The 22,548-nt window shown below is 64.1% G+C and carries 18 protein-coding genes and 1 riboswitch; of the genes, 9 read left to right on the top strand and 9 right to left on the bottom strand.

Going from position 1 to position 22,548, the window contains the following annotated elements:
* Positions 1-173 precede the first annotated feature (173 nt).
* From ACERK3_17850 to ACERK3_17835, 4 genes are all read right to left on the bottom strand, one after another.
* Entirely contained in the window at positions 174-2,144 is a 1,971-nt protein-coding gene (locus tag ACERK3_17850) for a response regulator (protein ID MFA9480139.1), read from the bottom strand.
* 76 nt (positions 2,145-2,220) lie between these two features.
* Positions 2,221-4,185 carry a CHASE3 domain-containing protein gene (locus tag ACERK3_17845; protein ID MFA9480138.1) on the bottom strand — a complete coding sequence of 655 codons (1,965 nt, stop codon included), beginning with the start codon at positions 4,183-4,185 and terminating at the stop codon, positions 2,221-2,223.
* A 219-nt stretch (positions 4,186-4,404) separates the two neighbouring features.
* A complete protein-coding gene (locus ACERK3_17840; protein ID MFA9480137.1) occupies positions 4,405-4,812 on the bottom strand; it encodes an MGMT family protein in 408 nt (135 codons plus the stop codon).
* Positions 4,813-4,837: 25 nt separating this feature from the next.
* Entirely contained in the window at positions 4,838-5,731 is an 894-nt protein-coding gene (locus tag ACERK3_17835) for an EamA family transporter (protein MFA9480136.1), read from the bottom strand.
* Positions 5,732-5,969: 238 nt separating this feature from the next.
* Here ACERK3_17835 and ACERK3_17830 point away from each other — a divergent pair, with 238 nt between their 5' ends.
* From ACERK3_17830 to ACERK3_17805, 6 genes are all read left to right on the top strand, one after another.
* Positions 5,970-6,971 (top strand): GGDEF domain-containing protein, encoded by a 1,002-nt coding sequence (locus ACERK3_17830; protein ID MFA9480135.1) that lies wholly within the window; start codon positions 5,970-5,972, stop codon positions 6,969-6,971.
* Positions 6,972-7,102: 131 nt separating this feature from the next.
* On the top strand, positions 7,103-8,350 hold the full coding sequence (locus tag ACERK3_17825; GenBank protein ID MFA9480134.1) for a SufS family cysteine desulfurase: 1,248 nt from the start codon (positions 7,103-7,105) through the stop codon (positions 8,348-8,350).
* 77 nt (positions 8,351-8,427) lie between these two features.
* Positions 8,428-8,877 (top strand): SufE family protein, encoded by a 450-nt coding sequence (locus tag ACERK3_17820; protein MFA9480133.1) that lies wholly within the window; start codon positions 8,428-8,430, stop codon positions 8,875-8,877.
* 192 nt (positions 8,878-9,069) lie between these two features.
* Positions 9,070-9,969, top strand: coding sequence for a hypothetical protein (locus ACERK3_17815; protein ID MFA9480132.1), 900 nt, complete (start codon positions 9,070-9,072; stop codon positions 9,967-9,969).
* Between the two features lie 276 nt (positions 9,970-10,245).
* Positions 10,246-11,568 carry a beta-ketoacyl synthase gene (locus tag ACERK3_17810; GenBank protein MFA9480131.1) on the top strand — a complete coding sequence of 441 codons (1,323 nt, stop codon included), beginning with the start codon at positions 10,246-10,248 and terminating at the stop codon, positions 11,566-11,568.
* 39 nt (positions 11,569-11,607) lie between these two features.
* Positions 11,608-12,912 (top strand): beta-ketoacyl synthase, encoded by a 1,305-nt coding sequence (locus ACERK3_17805; protein ID MFA9480130.1) that lies wholly within the window; start codon positions 11,608-11,610, stop codon positions 12,910-12,912.
* Positions 12,913-13,378: 466 nt separating this feature from the next.
* Here ACERK3_17805 and ACERK3_17800 read toward each other — a convergent pair whose 3' ends face one another.
* The 5 genes from ACERK3_17800 to ACERK3_17780 form a co-directional block, all read right to left on the bottom strand.
* Positions 13,379-14,215: a TIGR01457 family HAD-type hydrolase gene (locus ACERK3_17800; protein MFA9480129.1), complete on the bottom strand. Its 837-nt coding sequence runs from the start codon at positions 14,213-14,215 to the stop codon at positions 13,379-13,381.
* A 412-nt stretch (positions 14,216-14,627) separates the two neighbouring features.
* Positions 14,628-16,085, bottom strand: coding sequence for a chromosomal replication initiator protein DnaA (gene dnaA / locus ACERK3_17795; protein ID MFA9480128.1), 1,458 nt, complete (start codon positions 16,083-16,085; stop codon positions 14,628-14,630).
* A 734-nt stretch (positions 16,086-16,819) separates the two neighbouring features.
* Positions 16,820-17,620 (bottom strand): type II secretion system protein, encoded by an 801-nt coding sequence (locus ACERK3_17790; GenBank protein ID MFA9480127.1) that lies wholly within the window; start codon positions 17,618-17,620, stop codon positions 16,820-16,822.
* A gap of 241 nt (positions 17,621-17,861) precedes the next feature.
* Complete coding sequence (locus tag ACERK3_17785; GenBank protein ID MFA9480126.1) at positions 17,862-18,644, bottom strand: DUF4465 domain-containing protein; 783 nt, start codon at positions 18,642-18,644, stop codon at positions 17,862-17,864.
* Between the two features lie 97 nt (positions 18,645-18,741).
* The gene (locus ACERK3_17780; protein ID MFA9480125.1) at positions 18,742-19,563 is read right to left on the bottom strand and encodes a PEP-CTERM sorting domain-containing protein; all 822 of its coding nucleotides are present in this window, start codon (positions 19,561-19,563) and stop codon (positions 18,742-18,744) included.
* Between the two features lie 147 nt (positions 19,564-19,710).
* A riboswitch (cobalamin riboswitch) is annotated at positions 19,711-19,998 on the bottom strand.
* Between the two features lie 190 nt (positions 19,999-20,188).
* Here ACERK3_17780 and ACERK3_17775 point away from each other — a divergent pair.
* From ACERK3_17775 to ACERK3_17765, 3 genes are all read left to right on the top strand, one after another.
* The gene (locus tag ACERK3_17775) at positions 20,189-21,094 is read left to right on the top strand and encodes a ParA family protein (protein MFA9480124.1); all 906 of its coding nucleotides are present in this window, start codon (positions 20,189-20,191) and stop codon (positions 21,092-21,094) included.
* A 199-nt stretch (positions 21,095-21,293) separates the two neighbouring features.
* Positions 21,294-21,785 carry a polymer-forming cytoskeletal protein gene (locus ACERK3_17770; GenBank protein ID MFA9480123.1) on the top strand — a complete coding sequence of 164 codons (492 nt, stop codon included), beginning with the start codon at positions 21,294-21,296 and terminating at the stop codon, positions 21,783-21,785.
* A gap of 151 nt (positions 21,786-21,936) precedes the next feature.
* Positions 21,937-22,365, top strand: a complete 429-nt coding sequence (locus ACERK3_17765; GenBank protein ID MFA9480122.1) for a polymer-forming cytoskeletal protein — start codon at positions 21,937-21,939, stop codon at positions 22,363-22,365.
* Positions 22,366-22,548 lie beyond the last annotated feature (183 nt).

Genomic DNA, 22,548 nt, shown 5'->3' with positions numbered 1-22,548 from the left:
ACTCACGCCCCGGCCAACGATGACCACAAGGCTTTCCTTCAATTCATGTGCCCATTTAGCCGCGGTGCTTGCACCGCGCTGCCCCGGCCGCGGATCAGCCGCACCGCCCAAAGCTCGCGACCGCCACTCGTCCGGCTGCCCAAAGAACCGCCAAAGACATGCCCACCCCATCCTCACCCAATCGACGCCGCGCAAGCACGAATCGCGTCCACCATCTCGTCCAACGGCCCATCCTTGCTCAGGTAAACCGACGCTCCCGCCTCTGTCATCGCCGCCCTCACGCTCGGGTCGTTGTGCATCGACAACCCCACCACCCCCACGCCAGGCATCGTCTGACGAATACGCCGCGTCGCCTCCACCCCATCCACCTCCGGCATCGTCACGTCCATCACCACCACGTTCGGCCGAAGCTGTTGCGCCAAGTCCAACACCTGCTTCCCATCCGCCGCCTCGCCCACCACCGTCATCCCCGCCTCGCCTGCAAGCAGGCTCGCAATCCCGTCACGCATCGCCTTGTGATCGTCTGCCAGCAGCACCCGGATCGCCGCTTCGCCGTTCGACGCCGACCGCGACCCCGCCGAAGCCGACGCCAGCCTCGGCTGCTCACCCAACTCCCGCTCACCCACCGACAACGGCACGCGCACCGTCACACGCGTCCCCCGCCCCGGCGAGCTGTCAATCTTCAACACACCACCCACCGCCTGCACCCGCTCGCGCAGATTAAACAGCCCGTAGCCCGAGTCCGTCGTCGACTGCAACTCCACCTTGCTCGGATCAAAGCCCGGCCCCTCGTCCCGCACCTCAAGACACGTATGCCGACTTTCCGAATCATAAGACAACGCCACCTCCACATCGCTCACCTGCGCATGCTTCACCGCGTTGAACACCAGCTCACGCGCCGCCTCGAACAACATGATCCGCAAGTCCTCGCGCGTCGGCTCCGCCTGATCCTGCGCCTGCACCGCCACATTGAAATCATGATGCGTTCGCATATGCCGCGCAAGCCAATGCAGCCCCGCCACCAGCCCACGGTCATACAACACCGGCGGCACCAGCTCCGCCGTCAGCGACCGACACGCCTCAACCGCCTGATTCAGCAGTTCATCAATTTGCTTCACACGCGCATGCTGATCCGAGTCGCCGCTTGACGTATCGATCACCCCCAGCCGCAGCTTCGCCGCCACCAATAGCTGCTGCAAACCATCATGCAGCATCCGCGCCAAGTGCTTCCGCTCACGATGCTCCGCCGACGTCAACTCCGCATGCAGCCGACGTAGCTGCGCCGTCTTCTGCTCCGCCTCCGCCGACCGCAGCGCAACGCGATCCTCCAGCGTCCGGTTCAACTCGCGCAGCTCGTCCTCCATCCGCTTGCGGTCCGTCAGATCCTGCGTCACCTTCACAAACCCGCGCAGTTCCCCTGCCTCCCCGTAAACCGCCGTGACCGAAATGCTCGCCCAGAATCGGCTGCCATCCTTCCGCACCAGCCAGTTCTCGCCGACGTACCGCCCCTGCTCCTTCGCTTCACGCAACGCCCGCGCCGGCACCCCGTCCGCCACGGCCTCCGGCGTATAACAGACCTCAAACGGGTTACCGATAATCTCCTTCGCCGTGTACCCCTTGATCTGCTCCGCCCCACGATTCCACGACGCAACACGGCCGTCCGGATCGAGCATGAATAACGCATAGCCACGCACGTTCTCCACCAGCAGTCGAAGCTGCTCCTCGCTCTCGCGAAGCTGAACCGTCAACCGCTGCTCCGCCTCGTGCAGCCGCTGACGGCGAAGCGTCTTCTCCACCGCGAACGGCAACACCTTCAGATAATGCTGCTCCGTGTCCTTCGGCAGATAATCATCCGCACCACGCTCCATCACCCGCAACGCCAGATGCTCCTCCAACGTCCCAGTCAACAAAATGAAAGGCGTCCCCACCGCCTCCCCAAACAACGCCGTCCCATCCCCGTCCGGCAAGTGATAGTCCACGATCGCAAGGTCAAACCGACCCGACGACAACAGCTCACGCGCCTCCGCCAGCGTCGCCGCCTCATTCACCTCCCAGGGCAAATCCTGCTGCCGAACCAGCCGCCGCAACGCCCTGCGGTCCAGCGAATCATCTTCCACATGTAACAATCGAACCGGTGAGTTCATCCCGTTTCATCCTGCAACCAGTGCAACGCCAACAACCTCAGACACATCATCTCAACCAGCATCCGTCCATAAACCATTACGCATCCGCCCCCCGCTTCCGATGTAACTCTCCCGCCACCAACGCCTCATCCGCCAATACAGCCGCTTCCCCCGATCGCGGCGAATCCACCGCCCCAGGCCACGTAAAGTGAAACCGACAACCCGCACCCGGCTCCGACGCCACCCACACCTCACCGCCCACCTGCTCGACAATCCGCTTCACCAACGCCAGCCCCACCCCGGTCGAGTCCGACTCATCCCTCGGCTTCAAAGTCTGAAACATCCGGAATATCCGCTCATGGTGCGCCGCCTCAATCCCAGGCCCGTTGTCCGAGACGCAAAATTCCCAACCCGCCTCCGTCCGCTCCCAACTCACCTCCACCCGCAGCCGATCGCCATCCGTCGCCTGCCGACCGTGCTTGATCGCATTGCCAATCAAATTCAGAAAAACCTGACGCAACCGCACCGGATCGCCCTTAACCACCGGCGGGTCCGACGCAAACTCAACCCGCACGTCCGCAGGCGGCCTCAGATCCGACACCACCGTCGGCAGCAGCTCCGCCAACGCCACCCGCCTCGGCCGACCCTCCGTCCGACCAAGCCGAGCGTACTCCAGGATGTCGTCAATCATCTGATCCATCCGGCCGACAACCCGCACCATCTCCTCAAGCTGCGCCCGCCCTTCCTCGTCCAGCTTCTGCCCATAGTCGCTTCGCATCCAACGCGCCAGCGTCGACACCGCACGCAACGGCGACTTCAGGTCATGCGAAACAATCGTCGCAAAGTCCGACAACTCCCGGTTGGCATGACGCAACCGCTCCTCGCTCTCACGCAACTGCTCGTTGGCCTCCTGCAACGCCTGGCCCCGCGCCATCACCCCCGCCATCAGATGCTGCGCCTGGCTTTCCAACGCTTCAAACGCTTCGGCAGTCGGCTCATCCTTGTCCCGCGCGCAAATAAACGGCGTTACATCCTCCACACGATGAATGATGTAAACCAACTTCCCCTCACCATCGACCACCGGCGAGTTCAGCGGACTCCACCAACGCTGCTCGAATCCCCCGCCCGCCGACGTCGGCCGCGGAATCGGATAATGCTGCACCGCCATCGCATCTGGATGCTTCGTCGACTTCACCCGCTCCAACGACGCCCGCAAATTCCGCTCGCCCGTCGCCGACGGATCGTCCGGGTCGTCCGGAAACACCTCAAACAGCGTTCGCCCCAGCAACGCCGACCGCCGCGTCATCGTCGCACGCAGGTACGCATCGCTCACCGCCACGATCCGATACGTCGTCGGCTCAACCACCAGGTACGCACCCGGCGCCGCCTCGAACAACGACCGAAACTGTTGCCACGCCGACTCCGCCGCATGCCTGCTATGCCGTGCGTACATCATCGCCCCCACCACCAGCAACGCGCCCACGCCCCCGCCAAAAATCGACGATGCCAGCAGCCAACCCCATCGCCGCGCCGCCCGCGCCTCACGCTCCGCCAGCGCCGCAATCGCCTCACGGTCCGCCTCTTCCACCACCGCCCGCACCTGCTCGCTCAACGCCTCGCCCTGCCCGCGTTGCACCAGCTCCGCCACCGCCGCAATGTCTCCGTCCCGCCGTTGCGCGATTCGCTGCTCCGCCAGTTGCAACCGTTGCCCCGCAAGTGAACGCAACCGTTCCGCCCGCGCCCGCTGCGTCGGGTTGCCTGCGGTCAACTGCATCAATTGATCCATCTCCACATCCAGCCGTTCGCGCGCCTGACGATAAGGCCTCAGAAAAGCATCATCACCGGTGATGACATAACCCCGCTGGCCGGTTTCGATGTCCTGTGCCTGCCACAGCACGCGTAAAAACGCCGACCGCAGTTCATGCGTACGCTCCACCCGTTCCTTGGCTTCCCAAAGCATGTAGGAACTGACCACCGCGCCGGCCATCGCGCTCGTCACCAGCAGCAAGCCTGCCACCAGCACCGCGATCTCGCGCCGCGTTCCTGCATGAAATGATGCCATCAGACCTTCTCGACAACGCAAACGGTCATGCTATGCCCACCGACCGTCCGCTTCGAGTGTCAATGCATCGCAACCGCCTGAAATGATCCCCATCGCCCCGACAACCGTATCTCCCCCGACCCCCCTGTCAGGCTACGCCCCTCCCCGCCCCCAACATTTAGCCGCGGTGCTTGCACCGCGATCTCCGACCCCACGTCCCCACACCCCGCGGACCAACGCCTACTTGAAATCCCACGCATAATCCGCCAGCGCCACCCGCCCCGCCGCGTTGAAGCCCACGCCCTCCTCCGCGAGCAGATCGCGCTTCTTCGCCAGGCCGCCCGCGAAGCCGGTCAGCCTGCCGTCGCTGCCGACCACGCGATGGCAAGGCACTGCCGGCGCATACGGGTTGCGATTCAACGCCTGCCCCACCGCCCGCGCCCCCCGCGAGCCCAGCGCCGCCGCCACCGCCGCATACGTCGTCACCCGCCCCGCCGGGATGCGAGCCGTCATCGCCCACACCCGCTGGTGAAAGTTCATCCCCGCCACCAGTTCGCCGCGTTTGATGTGACTTGTCAGTGTGCTTTCGTGCGTCGTTTCAGGTGTCCTTTCAGGCGTCGTTTCATGCGTGGTTTGAAGTGTGCTCATTACCTCATTCTACCTCGCTCGACAGCTACCCCGCCAGATATAAAACCACCGCCGCGAACATCATCACCGCCGCCCCCACCCGCCGCCAGAACACCGCCCGCGGCAACTGCGTCTCCACATGCACAAACCCCCGCCCGACCACCAGCGGCACGAGCAGAATCGAAATCACCCCTCGCGTCGACTGCAGAATATTGCCCAGCACCACCCCCACCAGCGCGAAGCACACGAACAGCGTCGCCATGCTGATCAGCCACGTCCACGCGTAAGGCATCACCCGCAGCCAGGGCTTAACCCGCCGCGATCCATACCAGGGCAGCAGCGGCGCGAGCACCACCCCACACCCGAAGTACACCAGCACCACCCCCAGCAGCGCCGCGTGCGTCGGCGGCAAGGGCTCCATCGCCTCGATCATCAGCCGTATGCACACGTCCGACAGCGCATAACCCGTACACGTCACCAGCATCGTCACCACCGCCGCCGTCGGCAGCGGCCCGCCCGTGTAGTTGATCGCAAACGCCGCCGCCACCGCCAGCCCAACCGCCGCCCACTGCCACGCCGACACATCATCGCCCAGCCACGCCGCCGTCAGCACCGCAAGAATCGCCACCTTCAACCCAAGCAGCGGCGACACCCGCGACGCCGTCGTCCGCTTCAACGCCAGGAACAGCCCCATCTGCCCCACCAGATAAAACGCCCCAACCCCGACCGTCGGCCAAATCCACTGCCCCCAGGGCGGCAACTCACTCGACCACAACAACCACACAAACGGCACCGCCACCACCGCCTGAATCACATGCGACTTCACCAACAGCCGCACCATCCCCCCACCCGCGCGCAACCCATAGTTCCGCGAAAGCAGGTAAGCCACCGACTGCAACACCGCCGTCAGCAACCCGAACATGACACCAAGTGCAACCATAAGCCCCGCAGTGTAGACCACCCCCACCCCACCCCCGAAATCCCAACCCCCCAGCCCCCATAAACCAAATCCAAAATTCCAAATCCAAAATCCCAAATTCGAAATCCGAAATTCGAAATTCAACCCCCCCTCCACTACAACCCGCACCGCCCGCGTGGTCCGTCCATACGCCATAGCGAATCATGGAAAACCCTTGCCCGCAGCGAAGTCGCCTCACCGCCTTGCCGATGAGCCCAACGTGAGTCGCACAGCCCCCCTACCGTCCTCGGCCACGCCCCCCGCCTCCACCCCCGCCCGGCCACGCGCGTCCGCTCGAAGCCGACCTGCCTTCCCCTGGGACAACGCGCCCCTGCGCAGCAAGGGCTACGCCATCGTCATGATCGCCGTCGTCGGCGGCCTCCTGCTGGGCACCATCGAAGCACGCTTCGGCCACCGCATCTGGCCCATGCTGCTCGGCCTGCCGCTGATGATGTGGCTCGGCTGCGAGCTGACCAACCACTGGCTCAACCAGCCCATCCTCCGACTCGTCGGCCGACTCGAACGCCTCGCCCGCTCCGGCGAACTCACCGCACTCCGAAAGCTCCCGACCAACCGCGACGACGAGCTCGGCCGCATCGCCCGCGCCGTCCACCAGCTCGGCGAAAACGGCATCCGACACCAGAACGAAGCCAGCTCCCTCCGCCGAACACTCGAAACCCGCGCCGCCGAGGCCACCCGACGCGCCACCCACCAGCTCGAACGCCTCGCCATGCGCGACCCCCTCACCGACCTGGGCAACCGCCGATGCCTCGATGAAAGCCTCCCCGCGCTCATCGCCCACGCCAGACAAAGCAACCACGACGACCTGCTCTGCATCATGCTCGACATCGACAACTTCAAGCCGCTGAACGACACGCTCGGCCACGCCGCCGGCGACGAAGTGCTCGTCTTCCTCGGCAGCCTCATCTCCGGCTGCACCCGCGACGACGACCTCGCTGTACGACTCGGCGGCGACGAGTTCGTCATCCTCCTCCCCGTCGCCGATACGGGCCGCGCCCGCCAGTTCGCCGAAAACGTCCGCTGCCTCTTCCGCCAGCAAACCCGCACCATGTTCCCCGACGGCCCCGAAACGGACCTGTCCATCGGCGTCGCCGGCCTCAAACGCGACGTCTGCCCCGACGGCGAAACCCTCCTCGCCCGCGCCGACGAATACCTCTACAAAGCCAAAGGCGCCGGCAAAGGCCGCATGCGCGGCCTCTAAAAATCCGAAATCCGAAATTCGAAATTAGAAATCAGAAATCAGCAATTAGAAATTAGAGATCAGCCCCCTCCCCCATAACGCCCCCTGAAGAATTACCCCCCCGCGCGCTGCTATCATGCCGGGAGGTAGACATGCAGCAAATGACCCCCCAACAATCCATCGCGCTCAATCACAAGCGCATCCGCGCCGAGTTCCCCGCCCTCCACCAGCAGGTGCATGGCAAGCCGCTGGTCTATCTCGACAACGCCGCGACCACCCAAAAGCCCGAAGCTGTCATCGACACGATCGACCGCTACTATCGCGAAGACAACGCCAACATCCATCGCGGCATCCACGCTCTCGCCGAGCGCGCGACCGAGGCGTACGAAGGCGCCCGCACGCGCGTCGCCCAGTTTCTCAACGCACGCACCGACCGCGAGATCATCTTCACCCGCGGCACGACCGAAGCGATCAACCTCGTCGCCCAAAGCTGGGGCCGAGCCAACCTCGCCCCCGGCGATGAAGTGCTCATCTCCCACATGGAGCACCACAGCAACATCGTCCCCTGGCAGATCGCCTGCCAGCAGACCGGCGCGACGCTCAAGGTCATCCCCATCGACGACCACGGCCAGCTGGACATGGACAAGCTCGACGAGCTGCTCACCGAAAAAACCAAGCTCCTGGGCATCGTCCAGATGTCCAACGCCCTGGGCACGATCAACCCCGTCGCGACCATCACCCGCAAAGCCAAAGCCGTCGGCGCGAAAGTCCTCGTCGACGCAGCGCAGTCCGTGCCACACCTCGGCGTCGACGTACAGCAGCTCGACTGCGACTTCCTCGCCTTCTCCGGCCACAAGATCTACGGCCCCACCGGCATCGGCGCGCTCTACGGCCGACTCGAACTGCTCGAAGAAATGCCCCCCTACCAAAGCGGCGGCGACATGATCAAATCCGTCGCCTTTGACGGCACGGTCTACAACGACCCGCCCTACCGCTTCGAAGCCGGCACGCCCAACATCGCCGGCGGCATCGCCCTCGCCACCGCCATCGACTATGTCGACCAGACCGTCGGCCTGGCGAACATCGCCATGTGGGAACACGAGCTGCTCACCTACGCCACCGAACAGCTCTCGCAGGTCAAGGGCTTGAAACTCATCGGCACCGCCGAGCGAAAGGCCTCCGTGCTCTCGTTCACGCTCGACTTCGCCCACCCGCTCGACGCGGGCACGATCCTCGACCGCCAGGGCATCGCCGTCCGCACCGGCCACCACTGCGCCCAACCGGTGATGGACCGCTACGGCATCCCCGCCACCATCCGCGCGTCGCTGGCGGTCTATAATACGAAGGCTGACATCGACGCCCTCGTCGTCGGCCTGGAAAAAGTCCGCGAGTTTGTATGACGCCCACCCCACGCGTTGCAAGTGCCACCGCCCCGCCCCAACTTGCAACCTGATACCCGCGCCGTGAAACTGTCCGCATGAATACGACCCAACACGCCGAAGCCGAGCAGCTCGCCGAAGCGTTCGACCTGTTTGAAGACTGGGAAGACCGCTACCGCTTCATCATCGACCTCGGCAAGCAGCTCGAACCGATCGACCCGACGCTGAAGACCGAGGCCCACCGCGTGCACGGCTGCCAGGCCACCGTCTACATGGTCCCCCGCATCGAAAAGCCCGCCGAAGGCGACGCCCCCATCATCCACTTCCTCGCCGAGGCCGACGCCGCCATCGTCAACGGCCTGATCGCCATCCTCACCAAAATCTACTCCGGCCAGCGCGCCAGCGACATCCTCGCGTTCGATATCGAAGGCTTGCTCGGCCGACTTGGCCTCGAAGAACACCTGAGCCCGACCCGGCGCAACGGCCTGCACGAAATGGTCAAACGCATCCGCGCCACCGCGCAGCGGGCCGACCCGTCGCAAGCCTGACACACTGCAAACAAGCGGCGTCTGGGACTGGTGAGCGACGTAAAATTCGCTATGCTGACATCGGTTCGAAATTTGTACCTTGGACGAGTCGACTGACCTTCGGGGGGGATGAACGCTTTGAATCAATCGGTTTGGGTAAACGGCCGAGTGCCAAACGGTTTTTGGCGAGTGCGCGCCAATCGCGTGCGATATATGAATTGGCTCGGCAAACGCCTGAGCTACCGCACGAAAGATCACTGGTACAAACTCACCCGCCAGGCCTTCCTCGATAACTACGGCGGCGGGCTGCTGGCTACCGTCTACAACCACTCGCCCCTCGCCGCGCTGCGCGACTACAAGCCCAATGTCGACTGGCTGCCCTGGATGCTGCGCAGCACGCCGCAGAGCTACTGGCGCGATCCCATGAACCGCCGGGCGTACATGGACTGGCTGGGCCAGAAGCTTCGCTTCAAGACCGCCGAGGACTGGTACGGCCTCCGGCAGGAACACTTCCGCAATCACGGCGGCACGGGCCTGCTGGCAATCTACTACCGCAACTCGCCCATGGCGGCGCTCGAAGAGTACAAGCCCCGCATCCGCTGGCGTCACTGGAACTTCCGGGCGACGCCTCAAGGCTACTGGCACGATCCGGAAAATCGCAAACGCTACATGCGCTGGCTGGGCAAACAGCTTGGCTACCGCAAGCCGGAGCATTGGTATCAGCTGCGTCGGCGGCATTTCCTCGAATTCGACGGCGCTGCCATGCTGCGCGTCATCCCCGGCGGCTCGCCGCACGACGCCATCCGCGAGTTGTTCCCCGACCGCGAATGGCTGGAGTGGATGTTCGTCCGCGTGCCCAACGGCTACTGGGAACTGTGGGACAACCGCAAACGCTACCTCGACTGGCTGGGCAAGGAACAAGGCTTCCGCCGTAAGAACGACTGGTACAACCTCACCCGCGAGATGATCCGCGAAACCGGCGGCGGCGCGATGCTCAGCATCTACTACAACAACTCCCTGCTGAAGCTGCTCAACGACCTCATCCCCAACCGCAAGTGGGAAGCCAAGCAGCTCTACAACACCCAGCAGCTCGCGCTGTTCGACTACCAGTGACCCTCGCTGATCGCTAATTGCTGATTGCTGATTGCTGATTGCTGATTGCTGATTTGGGAACCCTCGCCGATTCTGGCAGCGATTAGCAATCAGCAATTAGAAATCCGCCCGACCCGGCCCTTCGCTCGCGGACTCGCTCAGGGCTCGGCTTCGAAGTGTCTTTGGCCCTCGTACGCCCGGCCCGCTACACTAGCGGTTTATTCGACATTCACCTCGCTCGCGGCCGTGCCGGAGGGTTCGGCAGGCCGTTGTGGCGACGAGCAACAGACCAACGCGATGAGCAGACCTGTCATCATCACCGGCCTCGGCCCGGTCAGCGCCCTGGGCATGGGCATCGACGCGAACTGGGACGCGTGGCGCGACGGCCGATCCGCGATCGCGCCGATCGAAGCGTTCGACGCCAGCGCGTTTCATAGCCGAATCGCTGGCGAGGTTCGCGACCTCAAGGTCCGCGACTTCGTGCCCAAGACCTACCGCAAGGCGACCAAGGTCATGGCCCGCGATATCGAGATCGCCGTGGCCTGTGCCGACCTCGCCGCCCGCAACGCCGGCCTCGCGACCAAGGGCACGGCCCCGGACGCCGAGCCCACCTACGCCCCGGCCCGCGTGGGGGCGCACATCGGTGCGGGCCTGATCGCCGCGGACCTCGACGAGCTCGCCGCGGCGTTGACTGAAGCGACCGACGAGCAAGGCAGGTTCGACATTCACAAATGGGGCAAGGAGGGCATGTTTCACCTCACCCCGTTGTGGTTGCTGAAGTATCTGCCGAACATGCTCGCCTGCCATGTGACGATCATTCACGACGCGCAGGGGCCGAGCAATACGATTACCTGCAACGAAGCGTCGGGCCCGCTGAGCGTGGGCGAGTCGCTTCGCGTGATCCAGCGTGGCATGGCGGACGCGTGCTTCTGCGGCGGGGCCGACTCGAAGATCAACCCGATGGCCTTCCTCCGTCAGCAGTACACCGGCCGACTGAACGTCGACGACAACGATCGCCCGACCGAGGCAGTACGTCCGTTCAGCTCCGACGCCGCAGGCAGCGCCGCGGCTGAGGGCGGCGGCATCCTCGTGATCGAAGCGGTGGAAAGCTACGAGAAGCGCGGCGGCGACGGCGAGCCTTACGCGCGGGTGGCCGGCTTCGGTGCGAGTCAGACGGTGCATCGTGCCAGTCGCAACCTCAAGCCCGACCCCGACGGCCGAGCGATTGCCGGGGCGATCCGCCGAGCGATTAATGAGGCAGGCATCAAGGCGGACGAAATCGACATGATCGTGCCCTTCGGCTGCGGCTCGCCGGTGTGGGACTCGGCCGAGGCGTCGGCACTCGAAACGGTGTTCGGCGATCGGCTGTCGGACGTGCCGATCCGTTCGACCAAGCCGGTCGCGGGCAACGCAGGCGCCGGCGCGGGCGCGCTGGACCTTTGCCTCGCGGCGCGGGCGATGCGTGAGCAGACCGTGCCGTCGGCGATCAATTGCGATGAGCCGATCGGCAACCTCAACGCCGGCAACGCCCCGGCGAGCAAGGCCGAGCTCCGCCACGTGCTCTGCTACGCCACCGGCGTCGGCGGGCAGAACGCAGCAATTGTGTTGGGACGCGTGTGAGTAACGGCTCGACCGTTTGTTGAAAGAGCACCCCGAATCATGAGCAACACCAATCAACATCGCGTTGTCATCACCGGCATCGGCTGGGTCACGCCGCTGGGCTGGGAGATCGAAACCGTCTGGCAGCGACTGCTGCGCGGCGAGTGTGGCGTTGACCGCACGAAGCATTTCGACGCTTCGACCTTCCCGACCACATTCGCAGCGGAGGTCAGCGAGGACTATGACTATCGCCAGTTCGTGCAGCATGCCGACGTGCACGAGACCATCGGACTGAACACGCAATTCGCTCTCGGCGCGGCGGGCCAGGCGTGGCGGACGGCCGGGCTGGACAAGCATGACAAGCTCGATCGCGATCGACTGGGCATCTACCTCGGCTCGGGCGAAGGCTCGCTGGATTTCGACAATTATGTCGCCGCGGCGGTCGCCGGCTGGAACGACGAAACCAAGCTTGTCGAAGCGGACAAGTGGGCGAAACGTGCGACCAGGAGCATGGCCGCACTGCGCGAGATCGAGCAGGAGCCGAACATGCCGCTTGCCCATCTCGCGATGGAGTTTGAAGCGTATGGCCCGGCGTACAACTGCCTCACCGCCTGCGCCGCGTCGACGCAAGCCATCGGCGAGGCGACGTGCATCCTCCGCCGAGGCGATGCGGACGTGATGATCTCCGGCGGGGCTCACACGATGATCCACCCCTTCGGCGTGACGGGCTTCAACCGCCTGACCGCGTTGTCGACGTATAACGAAGATCCCAAGTCCGCCAGCCGACCGTTCAGTGCCGACCGTGGCGGGTTCGTGCTCGGCGAAGGTGCGGGCATGCTCATTCTCGAAACGCTCGAACACGCCGAGGCTCGCGGCGCGACGCCGTTGGCGGAGGTGGTGGGTTATGGCAGCTCGGCGGATGCGTATCGCATTACCGACATTGAGCCGGAGGGCCGCGGTGCGATTGTTTCGATGAAGCATGCGCTGACGGATGCGGGGCTTCAGCCGACGGATATTGATTACATCTCGGCGCATGGCACGGGCACGAAAGAGAACGACTCGATCGAAACCAAAGCGGTGCGCGGCGTGTTCGGCGAAGACGCGGGCAACATCCCGATGTCGAGCATCAAGAGCATGATGGGCCACCTCATCGCGGCGGCGGGCGCGGTGGAGTTGATCACCTGCATTCTTGCGCTGCGTGATCAGAAGGTTCCGCCGACGATCAACCTTGATACGCAAGACCCGAATTTTGCGGGGATGGATAACGTGCCGCATAAGGCTCGCGATGCGAAGGTTGATGTTTGTCTGTCCAACAGCTTCGGGTTCGGTGGGCAGAATGACACGCTGGTTGTGAAGCGCGCGTGATGGGTGCGGGGATGGTCTTTAGAGACCCACGGATGCTATCCGTGGGCTTTGATGGGGGGGCGATGGGCATGTGAAAGGCCGCCGGCGCGAGGGTATCGCGCCGGGGCGTGGGGTTGCAATACATCAAACAAGTTGCTGGCGACTGCCGAGTGAGGGCGGGAGAGCGTGGGGTCGCGGTGCACCGGGTCCGGACAGGTAGAGGATGCACCAAGCCACCTGTTTTGTCGCAGGTGGTCCCGGTCGAGTCGGCAGGTGGGAACGCTCCGTTAAGCTGCGCGTGAGCCTGTCCGTGCATGGGGTGCACCTGCACGCGCTGCGGGGCGGTTTCCGGTGGCCGATCACTTGTTACTCATGGGGCGGGGCGGCGTGGGGGTGCGCATGGTGTGGGGGTATCTGGTTTTTGGTTTGTGGTTTCTGGTTTGGGGAGGAGAACCCACGGATGGAATCCGTGGGCTTCAATGGGGGGTTATGCGGCGGTGGCGGGGGTTGGGGTTTTGCTGGTTTTTTTGGGGACTTCGGGGGTTGCGGGGGCCTGGTCGATGGTTTTGAGGAGGTCGGCGATGGAGTCGACGATGCGTTCGGGTTGGTAGGCGTAGTTGGGGAGGTCTTCGCGTCGTGTTCCGCCGGTGAGGGTTAGGACGGTGTGGTAGCCCATTTGTGCGCCGCCGAGGATATCGGTTTCCATGGTGTCGCCGACCATGATGGTCTGTTCGGTGCGGAGGCCGAGTTCGGTGCGGGCGGCGCGCATCATGACAGGGCTGGGCTTGCCGACGGAGAAGGCTTGCTTGCCGGTGGCGGATTCGAGCATGGCGACGATTGCGCCGCAGCCGGGCCGTACGCTGCCGTTGGCGGTGGGGCAGCTTGGGTCGATGTTGGTGGCGATGAGTTTCGCGCCGTCGCGGATCATGTTCATGGCTTTTTCCATCATTTCGAAGGTGATGGTTCGTCCTTCGCCGACGACGACGTAGTCGGGGTCGTGATCGACGACGGCGTAGCCGTTGGCGTGGAGGGCGTACATGAGTCCGCCTTCGCCGATGACGTAGGCGGTGCCGTCAGGTTTTTGCGACGCGAGGAATCGCGCGGTGGCCATGGCACAGGTGAATACGTGTGACTCGTCGATGGTGATGCCCATGCGTTTGAGTTTGAAGACGACGTCGCGTCGCGTGCGCTGGCTGTTGTTGGTGAGGAAGACGAAGGGGATGTCCCGGGCGAGCAGTTCGCGGACGAACTCGGCAGCGCCGGGGATGAGTTCGTTACCGCGATAGATGACGCCGTCCATGTCGATGAGGTAGCCGTGTGTCATGTTTGCCTGTCCTTCTGGGGTGGGTGTTTGTGGCGATCCGCGGGGCGGGTTGGTGTTGCGGATCGCGCGGGGGTTGTAAAGCAGGCATGGTGATGCAAAGGCGATGCCAGCGGCGGCGCGTGTGGGTGTGGGCGGGTGGGGTTTGCGCGGCAGGCGCGTGCGGATTCGCGGCGGAGGGGGTGTGAGAGCGGGTGTGAGCGGTGGCGAGGGCGAACGTTAACGGAGAACTGACGATCGCGCGAATGATGGGAATGCTTATGGGATGAGCATTTAGGGGAGCGGACGAGGGGAAACGCTTATTGGCGCAGCATGGGAGGGGGAGGGGGAGTTTCTGGTTTCTGGTTTCGAGTTTCTAGTTTGGAGGCGGGGAGCCCACGGATGCTATCCGTGGGCTTTAAAGTGGGGGCGGGGGTCAGGCGCGGCGTAGGGTTTGGCGGAGGTCGTCGACGAGGTCGCGGAGGGAGTCGGCCTGGGTTTCGGTGGGGACGGGGGTGTTGGGATTGGCTTCGAGCTGGCCGAGGATGCGCTTGGCGGCGGTGATGACGGTGGAGTGATTGCGGTTTCCCATGGCGCGGGCGATTTCGGGATAGCTCATGGAGGTGAGGTCGCGGGTGAGGTGGATGGTGAGCGTTCGGCCGAGCACGGCGAGCTGGCTTCGGCTTCGGCCAAGCACTTCGGCGCGGTCGACGCCGAGGCGTTCGCAGACGGTTTCGATGACGGTTTCGAAGCGGACGGGCCTTGTGGGGGCGAGGTCGGCGTCGTGGTTGAACAGTTGATGGACGAGCGCGTGGCCGACGACGTTGGGCGTCGCGGTTTTGGGGTTGTTGATGGCGGCCATGGCCTGGAGCTTGGTGAGCGTGCCTTCGATCTCGCGGACCGAGCCACGCGTTCGGCGGGCAAGGGTCTGGACGACCTCGGGGGCGATGGCGAGGCGACGGCGTTTGGCGAGGGCTTCGATGAGGCGCTCGCGGGTTGCGGTGTCGGGCTGAGCGATCTGCACGACGAGGCCGCGGACACATCGGCTGACGAGCGCTTCGGAGAACTGCTTGATGACCTTGGGATGGCTGTCGGAGGCGAGGACGACGCGAGCACCGCAGAGCTCGATCTGGTCGAAGCTGTGGAGGAACTCCTGCTGCGTGGCCTGCTTGTTGGCGATGAAGTGGATGTCGTCGACAGCGAGCAGGTCGAGCTGGCGGATGCGTTTGCGGAAGGCGTCGAGCTTGTTGGCGCGGACGGCGGTGATGTAGTCGTTGGTGAACTGCTCGCCGGTGGTGTAGTGAACGCGGGCGTCGGGCTGCTGGTCGAACAGGCGTTTGGCGATGCCTTGGAGCAGGTGTGTTTTGCCGAGGCCGCAGCCGCCGTGGAGGAACAGCGGGCCGGTGGGTTCGATGTCTGCGTCGGCGAGCCGACAGGCGGCGGCGTGGGCGAGCTCGTTGGACGGGCCGACGATGAACTCGCTGAGGCTGCGGCGGAGGTGGCGGGCGGCTTGGGTTTTACGGGGAAGGGTTGGGGGTTGGGGCTTGGGGCTTGAGGGGTTGTTGCGTGTGGGGGAATCCGGCGCGTCGCTTTGCTGCGCACCGGCTTGGGGGGCGCGTTGGTCGGGGAAGTGGTCGGGGGTGACCTGGAGGTCGATTTCGAGGGGCTGGCCGAGCTCCTGCTGGGCGGCGTCGGCGAGTTGCTTGCGGAAGTTGCGTTCGATCCAGTCGGCGATGAACCGGCTGGGGACGGCGACGCGGAGGGTCTGCTGGTCGTGGTCGCAGGTGAAGCGTGCGGATTGCTCGAACCACATGGCATATCGGCGGGGGCCGATGGTGCGGGCGAGTCGAGCGGCAATGCGCGGGGCGATATCGGGGGAAGTGGCCGTGGTCACGAGCACTCCTGCGTTCGGTGTTAAAGCTCAGTCGGGTTATTCGCCTTGGCGGGTTCGAGCGTAGCGATCGTGTGTCGAAAGCCGACAGTTGAATCGCGATCGAGCCGGTTCAGCGAATACGACAACCGTTCCGTGCGTTGTGATGTACGAGGTTCCATCCGAAGGGCCGTATGAGCGAACATCGCCGGGGTCGGGCAGGATCTGCCTTCTGGAGAGTGCCGCGTTGGTTCCCCTCCGGCTATACCAGGGCTGGGGAAGGCGGCTTTATCGGTCTCCGGCCTTGCGTCATACGGGGCGTCATTCCTTTGACACCGGACTGTGAAGATAGGTGTTGGGGGCGATTCGTTCAACCGTGATTGCTCGCATGGCAAGGGTTGAGTTGACTCAGGGCGTGCATTAACAAGCCGTTAAAACGCGGGAATTTTTTTATCCACCGGTTGTGCGGATTGAATGTGCATAAGTGGATAAACGGCTCGTGTGTTTTTGTGAAGGCTTGTGGACATGCTTGCGAGCGTGCCCACGGATTGAATCCGTGGTCTTCGGGGGGATGGGGGCGAAGGTGCACTGGCCGGTGCTTAGCATTCGCTGGAGGTAGGGTTTGCAGAGGCCGCAGTGGTCGCCTGCACCGGTGTGGCGGGTGAGCTGGTCGAGGTTGAGGCAGCCACGTTGAGCGATGCTGTGCAGGCAAGTGAACGACTGGTTGGTGCAGATGCAATGGGTGACGGGCATGGTGTTCAATCGCGGTTGAAGAGTGTGTTGTCGTCATCGCCGAACCAGCCGAGCGCGAGCTTGCGGTTCTGGGCTTGATTGATGCCGTAGGCCGGGGCTGCGCGGGTGAAGTCGAGCTGTTCGAGGCTGATGTGGCCGTCGAGCCAGGCGACGCTGGCGCGGCCGTGGTGTCGGAAGTGGATGGCGGGGTATGCATCGCCGAAGCTGTTTTGGGGGGGCGTGGCGAAGGAGTATTCGATGAGTGCGGGTGAGCCGGCGATGGTGCGGGAAAACGCGGCGTCGGTGAACATGACGGTCTGCGTGGGACGAGCGAACCAGTCGACACGGGCGCCGGCGGTATTTTCGACGGTGTTGAGGTTGTTCGTGCCGACGTATTGGCCGTTGTAGCCGTAGCCGCCGCCACCTGATTCGAAGGCGGCATTTTGGCCCGGTTCATCGACGTAATCGTCGAAGCTGGGGCATTCTTTCAGCTCGTCGACCTGAAAGTAGGGCCAAAGCGGTCCGCGTGTCGGGTCGAAGGCTTCGTTTTCATGGTCGCGTTCGCCGTGCCAGCGTCGGAGGTTGATGTAGATGCTGGTCGGCTCGATCATGCCGGGCACGAAGTGGTCGCGATGGTCGACGGCGTAGGTGGTGTTGGCGATGGCGAGCTGGCGGATGTTGGACCCGCACACCGCTCGCCGAGCGGCGGCGCGGGCGTGGGCGAGGGCGGGGAGGAGGATGCCCACGAGCACAGCGATGATGCTGATCACCACGAGCAGCTCGATGAGTGTGAAGCCAGCGAAGCGGGTTGGGCGCGGCGTGATCATGGGGGTCTTTGCCTCTCGCAACCGCCTGCGAACATCGCGAGCGGTTGCGAAGGCGTGCTTGTGTGGCTGCCGGACGTACTGCGAAAGGGTCGAGGCGAGTTTCCCCGCCGTCGACCCGGGTGGCGTATCAAGGGGTGTCAGGCGCATTTCCCATGACACTTGAACTTGGTGTATGAGGCTGACGCCCAAGGCGTGACGCCGTGGGCTTCGAGCGCACCGGAGATTGACGTTCGATTCGTATTTAGGCGCGAGCGCGTTGAGCGCGTCGGCGTCGCATGACCAGCAGCGAGCCGGCGGCGAGCAGGGCGAACGTGCCAGGCTCGGGGATGGCAGCGAGGGTGAGGCCGTCCATCGCGAAATAGGCGGGCGTGTTCATGCCAAAGTCGCCGACGTCGGATGAGGCGAAGCTGAACGTCAGGGCGCTGACTTCGCCGAGGCTGGTCAGGTCGGCCCATTCCCAGGTCTCGAGGATGTAGTGATCCTCCGGGTCGGACGCGCGGAAGTCCGCGAGATAGAGATCGACCGAGCCGACGTTGTTGCCGCCGGCGTCGAGGCCGTACACGGTGAGACGGAACCAGTCTTCATCCTCGGCGGTGAACTGCTTGGCGAACGCATCGCCCTCGATCATGGACATCGCAGCGTAGGTGGTGTTGGTGAAGTAAGCGCCGCTGACGGTGGTGGCGATGGGCAGCGAGACGACGGCGCTACTGCCGTAGCCGACGGCGTAAATATCGCCGCTTTGGGCTGAGCCGGTGAAGGCGGCGTACTGACTGCCGATGCTTTCCGTTTCCGTGTCATCGACGTTGGAATAGGCGAAGCCGGACCAACTCTGCCAAGCGGCGTTGTAGTCGTTGCTAAAGTGCACGCCCTGGCTGGTGAAGCCGCCGGCTTGGTCGCTGCCGTTGTAGTAGCTGTCGGCCGACAGGGTCAGGTCGCTGTAGTCGATCGTGACGTTTGCGCTGGCGGCGGTGGCGAACAGGCTGGCGGCGAGCGTGGTGGTCATCAGGTGTCGAATCGTCATCATGGGTATTGATTCCTTTGCTGTTTATGTTGATGGTTTGATGCGTGATGTTGGCACGAGGGCGCTGACTCCCGCTCCGCCCCGTGTGGATGGTGGCGTGTTATGCGAGGCGTCGGCGACGGCGGAGGGCGACGAGCGAACCGCTGACGAGCAGCATGGCGATCGTGCCGGGCTCGGGGACGACGTTGATCACGCCGACGGCGTCGAGGTCGAAGCCGCCGGTGTTGAATGGCGTGGGGTGTGGGTGATAGACGGGGTTGCCGTCGAAGTCGTAGGTCGATCCGTCGCCGACGACGTCGACGATGCGGACGTGGGTGACGTTGTCGACATCGAGCACGCCGTCGACGCCGGGTTGCCCGATGAGTTCGTCAAGGTCGAATGGCGTGCCGTAGCCGGCGCGGTATTTACCTGCGTAGCCGTAGATGTTTGTGGGATCCATCATCGCGCCCCAGAATTCGATGGGGTCTTCGGTGAGCGAGAAGTTGGGGAATCGGATGAAGTTTTCGCCGTCGGAGCTGACTTCGACGAAAGCGAGTTCGAGGTAGGTATCGCTGAAGGCGTTGGAGAAGACGGCGAAGTCGTAGCCGGGGCCGTTGGTAATCGGCTGGCTGAAGGTGAGGGTGATGTGTCCGCCGTCGCCGAGGCTGACGACACTGCCGGCTGTGCCGTTGGCGGGGCCGAGTGCGATGCTCGGGTCGCCGTAGGAAGCTTTTTCGCCGTCGGGGTCGTCGATGTCGACTGGCCCGCGGACGATCTCAGCGACGTCGGTCGCCCATCCGATGAAGCTCGGGTCGCTCATGTGAATGGCGGTCGAACCCGGCTCGCCGGCGGCGGGTGCGAACGGGCCTGCCCAGACAGCGCCGCCAAGTGACAGCACGCCCGCGCAGAGGACAGCGGAACCAACAATAGATACACGATGCATGAAGCGTCTCCCAGCCCTGTTTCGCGCAGGGCATATCCCCTCGATTCCGTGCAGAAAAACACGTCCTCGCGGGGAACCAGAGCAGTGTGACGCTCGCCAAGGGGGTGCGAGTGCAACGACCTGCCCGGCGTTGTCCTTTTCGCGAGGACACCAGGCATCACATCAGGCAGGTCTTCCGGCTTAGAGCACGTCCCGCTCACCTTCCCGCCTGGCAACCCCGTTGCGGGGTGAGGCAGTGGCATTCGAGCGAGACGCGTGCCCGGCGGCGCGTGTCGGGTGACACGTGGCCAACGGGCCGCTCATTACGGCGGCGCGTCCGCGGAGGAGTTGCGAGCAAGCGATTTTGCAACCGCGTGGCTCGCGCACCTCACTTCCCTTTTCACGACCCCTCGCCATGCTCGGGCGATGGGGCGCACCTGTTGCGTGCAAGAGCCACCATAACGGGTGGACGGCGAAGCGGCAAGGGGGCGGGGGGTTTCTGGTTTCTGGTTTCTGGTTTCTAGTTTCTAGTTGGGGGCACCCACGGAGGGGCATCCGTGGGCTTTGGGGTGGGGGCGTGATATACTGGCGGCCCGTCGTGGTGGAGCAGTGATTTACGCGGGACGCAGGGAGGCGTCGCTTTCTTATGGAAACACAAGCGGACCCATCCGTGGAGACATCGTCCGAGCAGGCGGGCGAGCCGGGGCAGGCGGTCAGTCGGCCGGGCGCTGACGGTTCGCCGCCGCGCGTGATTGCGATGATGAACCAGAAAGGCGGCGTCGGGAAGACGACGACGACGGTAAACGTCGGCGCTGCGTTGAGCGAAGCGGGCCATCGTGTACTGCTGATCGACCTGGACCCGCAGGCGCACCTTTCGCTGCACGTGGGCATCAATCCAGACGAGCTGGAGCGGTCGGTCTACGACCTGCTGGTGGATGATGACACGACGGCGGCGGAGGTGGTGATGCAGGTGACGCCGACGTTGGGCGTGCTGCCTGCGGAGGTGAACCTCGCGGGCGTGGAGGCGGAGTTGGCGGAGCGGACGGCGGCGGGCGAGTCGCAGGGCGTGCTACGCGATAAGACGATGGATCTGGTGACGCAGTTTGATTACGTGTTGCTGGACTGTCCGCCGAGCCTGGGGTTGCTGACGATCAACGGCCTGACGCTGGCGCGTGAGGTGATCGTGCCGATGCAGGCGCACTTCCTGGCGTTGCAGGGGCTGAGCAAGCTGCTGGAGACGATCACAATGGTGCGCGAGCGCATCAACCCGCAACTGAAGCTGGCGGGCATCGTGCTCTGCATGCACGAAGCGAACACGCTGCTGGCAGGCGAAGTGGCGGGCGATCTGAACGCGTTTCTCGAAGAGGCGCGGGGGACGGATCAGCCCTGGGCGGACGCGGCGGTGTTTCAGCCAGCGGTTCGGCGGAACATCAAGCTGGCGGAGAGCCCGAGCTTCGGCCAGTCGATTTTCAGCTATGCACCGGAAAGCAATGGGGCGAAGGATTACGTCGCGCTGGCGAAGGCGATCGCGGCCCACCGGGTGCATGGGTGAAGCGGAATTTCGGATTTGGGATTTGGGATTTGGGATTTTCCGATCTCAGCCAAATCCGAAATTCCAAATTCGAAATCCGAAATCCCCCCCTCCCCTGCCATTTCCCTTTCTTGAGTTGCGGGCATCCGACAGCGGATGGCGACACGGATTATGATTGTGGTTTCGTGTTCCTACTTACCCGCTACTCAAGGAGATACCCATGGCGGAAAGCCCACAGACATCCAATGGCGAAATGACGATCATCGGTGCGGATACGCACATCGAAGGCAAGATGCGCTTCGAGCGGTCGGCCAAGATCAACGGCAAGTTCGAGGGCGAAGTCACTGCCCAGGGCGAACTTAAAGTGTCTGAGAAGGCGCTTTGCAAAGCCAACGTCGACGCGGGCAGCATCGCGGTCGACGGCCTGGTCGAAGGCAATGTCAACTGCAAGGACCGCATCCAGCTCAACGCCTCGGGCCAGATCAAGGGCGACATCGTCGCAGCGAAAATGATCATGGCAGAGGGCTCGTCGTTGCACGGGCATGTGGCCATCGGCCCGGATGCACAGAAACAGTCGGGTAGCGCGACCGGCGGCGGCTCGTCCAGCGGCGGCGGCGGTAGTGCCGGCGGCGGTGCTGGCGGCGGTGCGGGTGGTGCGGCGTCCAGCGGCCCCGGTGGCGGCGGGAGTGGTGGCCAGTCTCCGCGTAAGTAAGACGAACGACGTCAGCTGAAGGCGGCGCTGCGCGTCGCGTTGTGGCCATGCGCCTGTGGTGCGTGGCGGGCTCGCGCGCTGTCTGCGCGGTTGATGCGTCTGTCTTGCTTGCGTGGTAGTTCCGTCCCGAGCGAACGCTTCAGGGAGGTCTATGGCGCGGCAACCGGCGACACGCAAGGTGCAGTGTTATCACTGCCGACATCGCTTTGATGTCAGCGGCCGCGCCCAGTCCACGTCTTGTCCGGGCTGCTACAAGCCGGTGATCGTCGGCGACGTGGTGGTGACCACACTCAAGCCGGTGACGGAAGTGCGCACCTGCGGGTCGATCGTGGTGAAGAAGAAAGGTCGCATCATCGCAAGGGTGATCGAAGCCCACGGGGGCATCGATTGCGAAGGTGCGATTGATGCCAAGACGGTGCAGGGCGGCCTGGGCGTGAGGCTGGGGCCCAAGGCGGTGTTCAAGGGGGATCTGCTCGCGCTGTCGCTTCGCGTGGAAGAGGGCGCTCGCGTGACCGGGGGGTTCTTCGATATACCCAATAACGATCTGGACCTGACGAGCCTGGGGGAGGAAGGGTCGTAGGCGGGCGGTGGAAGACGCCGTGTCAAACTCGGCGTCATCGGCAATAGCCCCTCGCGGAAGCGAGGGGTTCGGTCCACATGGCGCTAACCCCCCGCTTCCGCGGGAGGCTATTGCGCATGACGCACGAGGATTCAACGTGATCCGGATCAATCGTGATCCGTGTGATTGAGCAAGTCATATCTC

Source organism: Phycisphaerales bacterium AB-hyl4, from assembly GCA_041821185.1.
Taxonomy (GTDB): Bacteria; Planctomycetota; Phycisphaerae; order Phycisphaerales; family Phycisphaeraceae; genus Natronomicrosphaera; species Natronomicrosphaera hydrolytica.
This window is presented reverse-complemented; position numbering and strand designations above follow the sequence as displayed.

Coding starts and splice junctions, on each gene's coding strand:
- ACERK3_17800 (MFA9480129.1), bottom strand. CDS start 14,215: ATGACACACGGCTACCTCATCGACATGGACGGCGTCATCTATCGCGGT.
- ACERK3_17785 (MFA9480126.1), bottom strand. CDS start 18,644: ATGATGACGATTCGACACCTGATGACCACCACGCTCGCCGCCAGCCTG.
- ACERK3_17820 (MFA9480133.1), top strand. CDS start 8,428: ATGAATACGACCCAACACGCCGAAGCCGAGCAGCTCGCCGAAGCGTTC.
- ACERK3_17825 (MFA9480134.1), top strand. CDS start 7,103: ATGCAGCAAATGACCCCCCAACAATCCATCGCGCTCAATCACAAGCGC.
- ACERK3_17840 (MFA9480137.1), bottom strand. CDS start 4,812: ATGAGCACACTTCAAACCACGCATGAAACGACGCCTGAAAGGACACCT.
- ACERK3_17775 (MFA9480124.1), top strand. CDS start 20,189: ATGGAAACACAAGCGGACCCATCCGTGGAGACATCGTCCGAGCAGGCG.
- ACERK3_17850 (MFA9480139.1), bottom strand. CDS start 2,144: ATGAACTCACCGGTTCGATTGTTACATGTGGAAGATGATTCGCTGGAC.
- ACERK3_17845 (MFA9480138.1), bottom strand. CDS start 4,185: ATGGCATCATTTCATGCAGGAACGCGGCGCGAGATCGCGGTGCTGGTG.
- ACERK3_17835 (MFA9480136.1), bottom strand. CDS start 5,731: ATGGTTGCACTTGGTGTCATGTTCGGGTTGCTGACGGCGGTGTTGCAG.
- ACERK3_17780 (MFA9480125.1), bottom strand. CDS start 19,563: ATGCATCGTGTATCTATTGTTGGTTCCGCTGTCCTCTGCGCGGGCGTG.
- ACERK3_17770 (MFA9480123.1), top strand. CDS start 21,294: ATGGCGGAAAGCCCACAGACATCCAATGGCGAAATGACGATCATCGGT.
- ACERK3_17765 (MFA9480122.1), top strand. CDS start 21,937: ATGGCGCGGCAACCGGCGACACGCAAGGTGCAGTGTTATCACTGCCGA.
- ACERK3_17810 (MFA9480131.1), top strand. CDS start 10,246: ATGAGCAGACCTGTCATCATCACCGGCCTCGGCCCGGTCAGCGCCCTG.
- ACERK3_17805 (MFA9480130.1), top strand. CDS start 11,608: ATGAGCAACACCAATCAACATCGCGTTGTCATCACCGGCATCGGCTGG.
- ACERK3_17815 (MFA9480132.1), top strand. CDS start 9,070: ATGAATTGGCTCGGCAAACGCCTGAGCTACCGCACGAAAGATCACTGG.
- ACERK3_17790 (MFA9480127.1), bottom strand. CDS start 17,620: ATGATCACGCCGCGCCCAACCCGCTTCGCTGGCTTCACACTCATCGAG.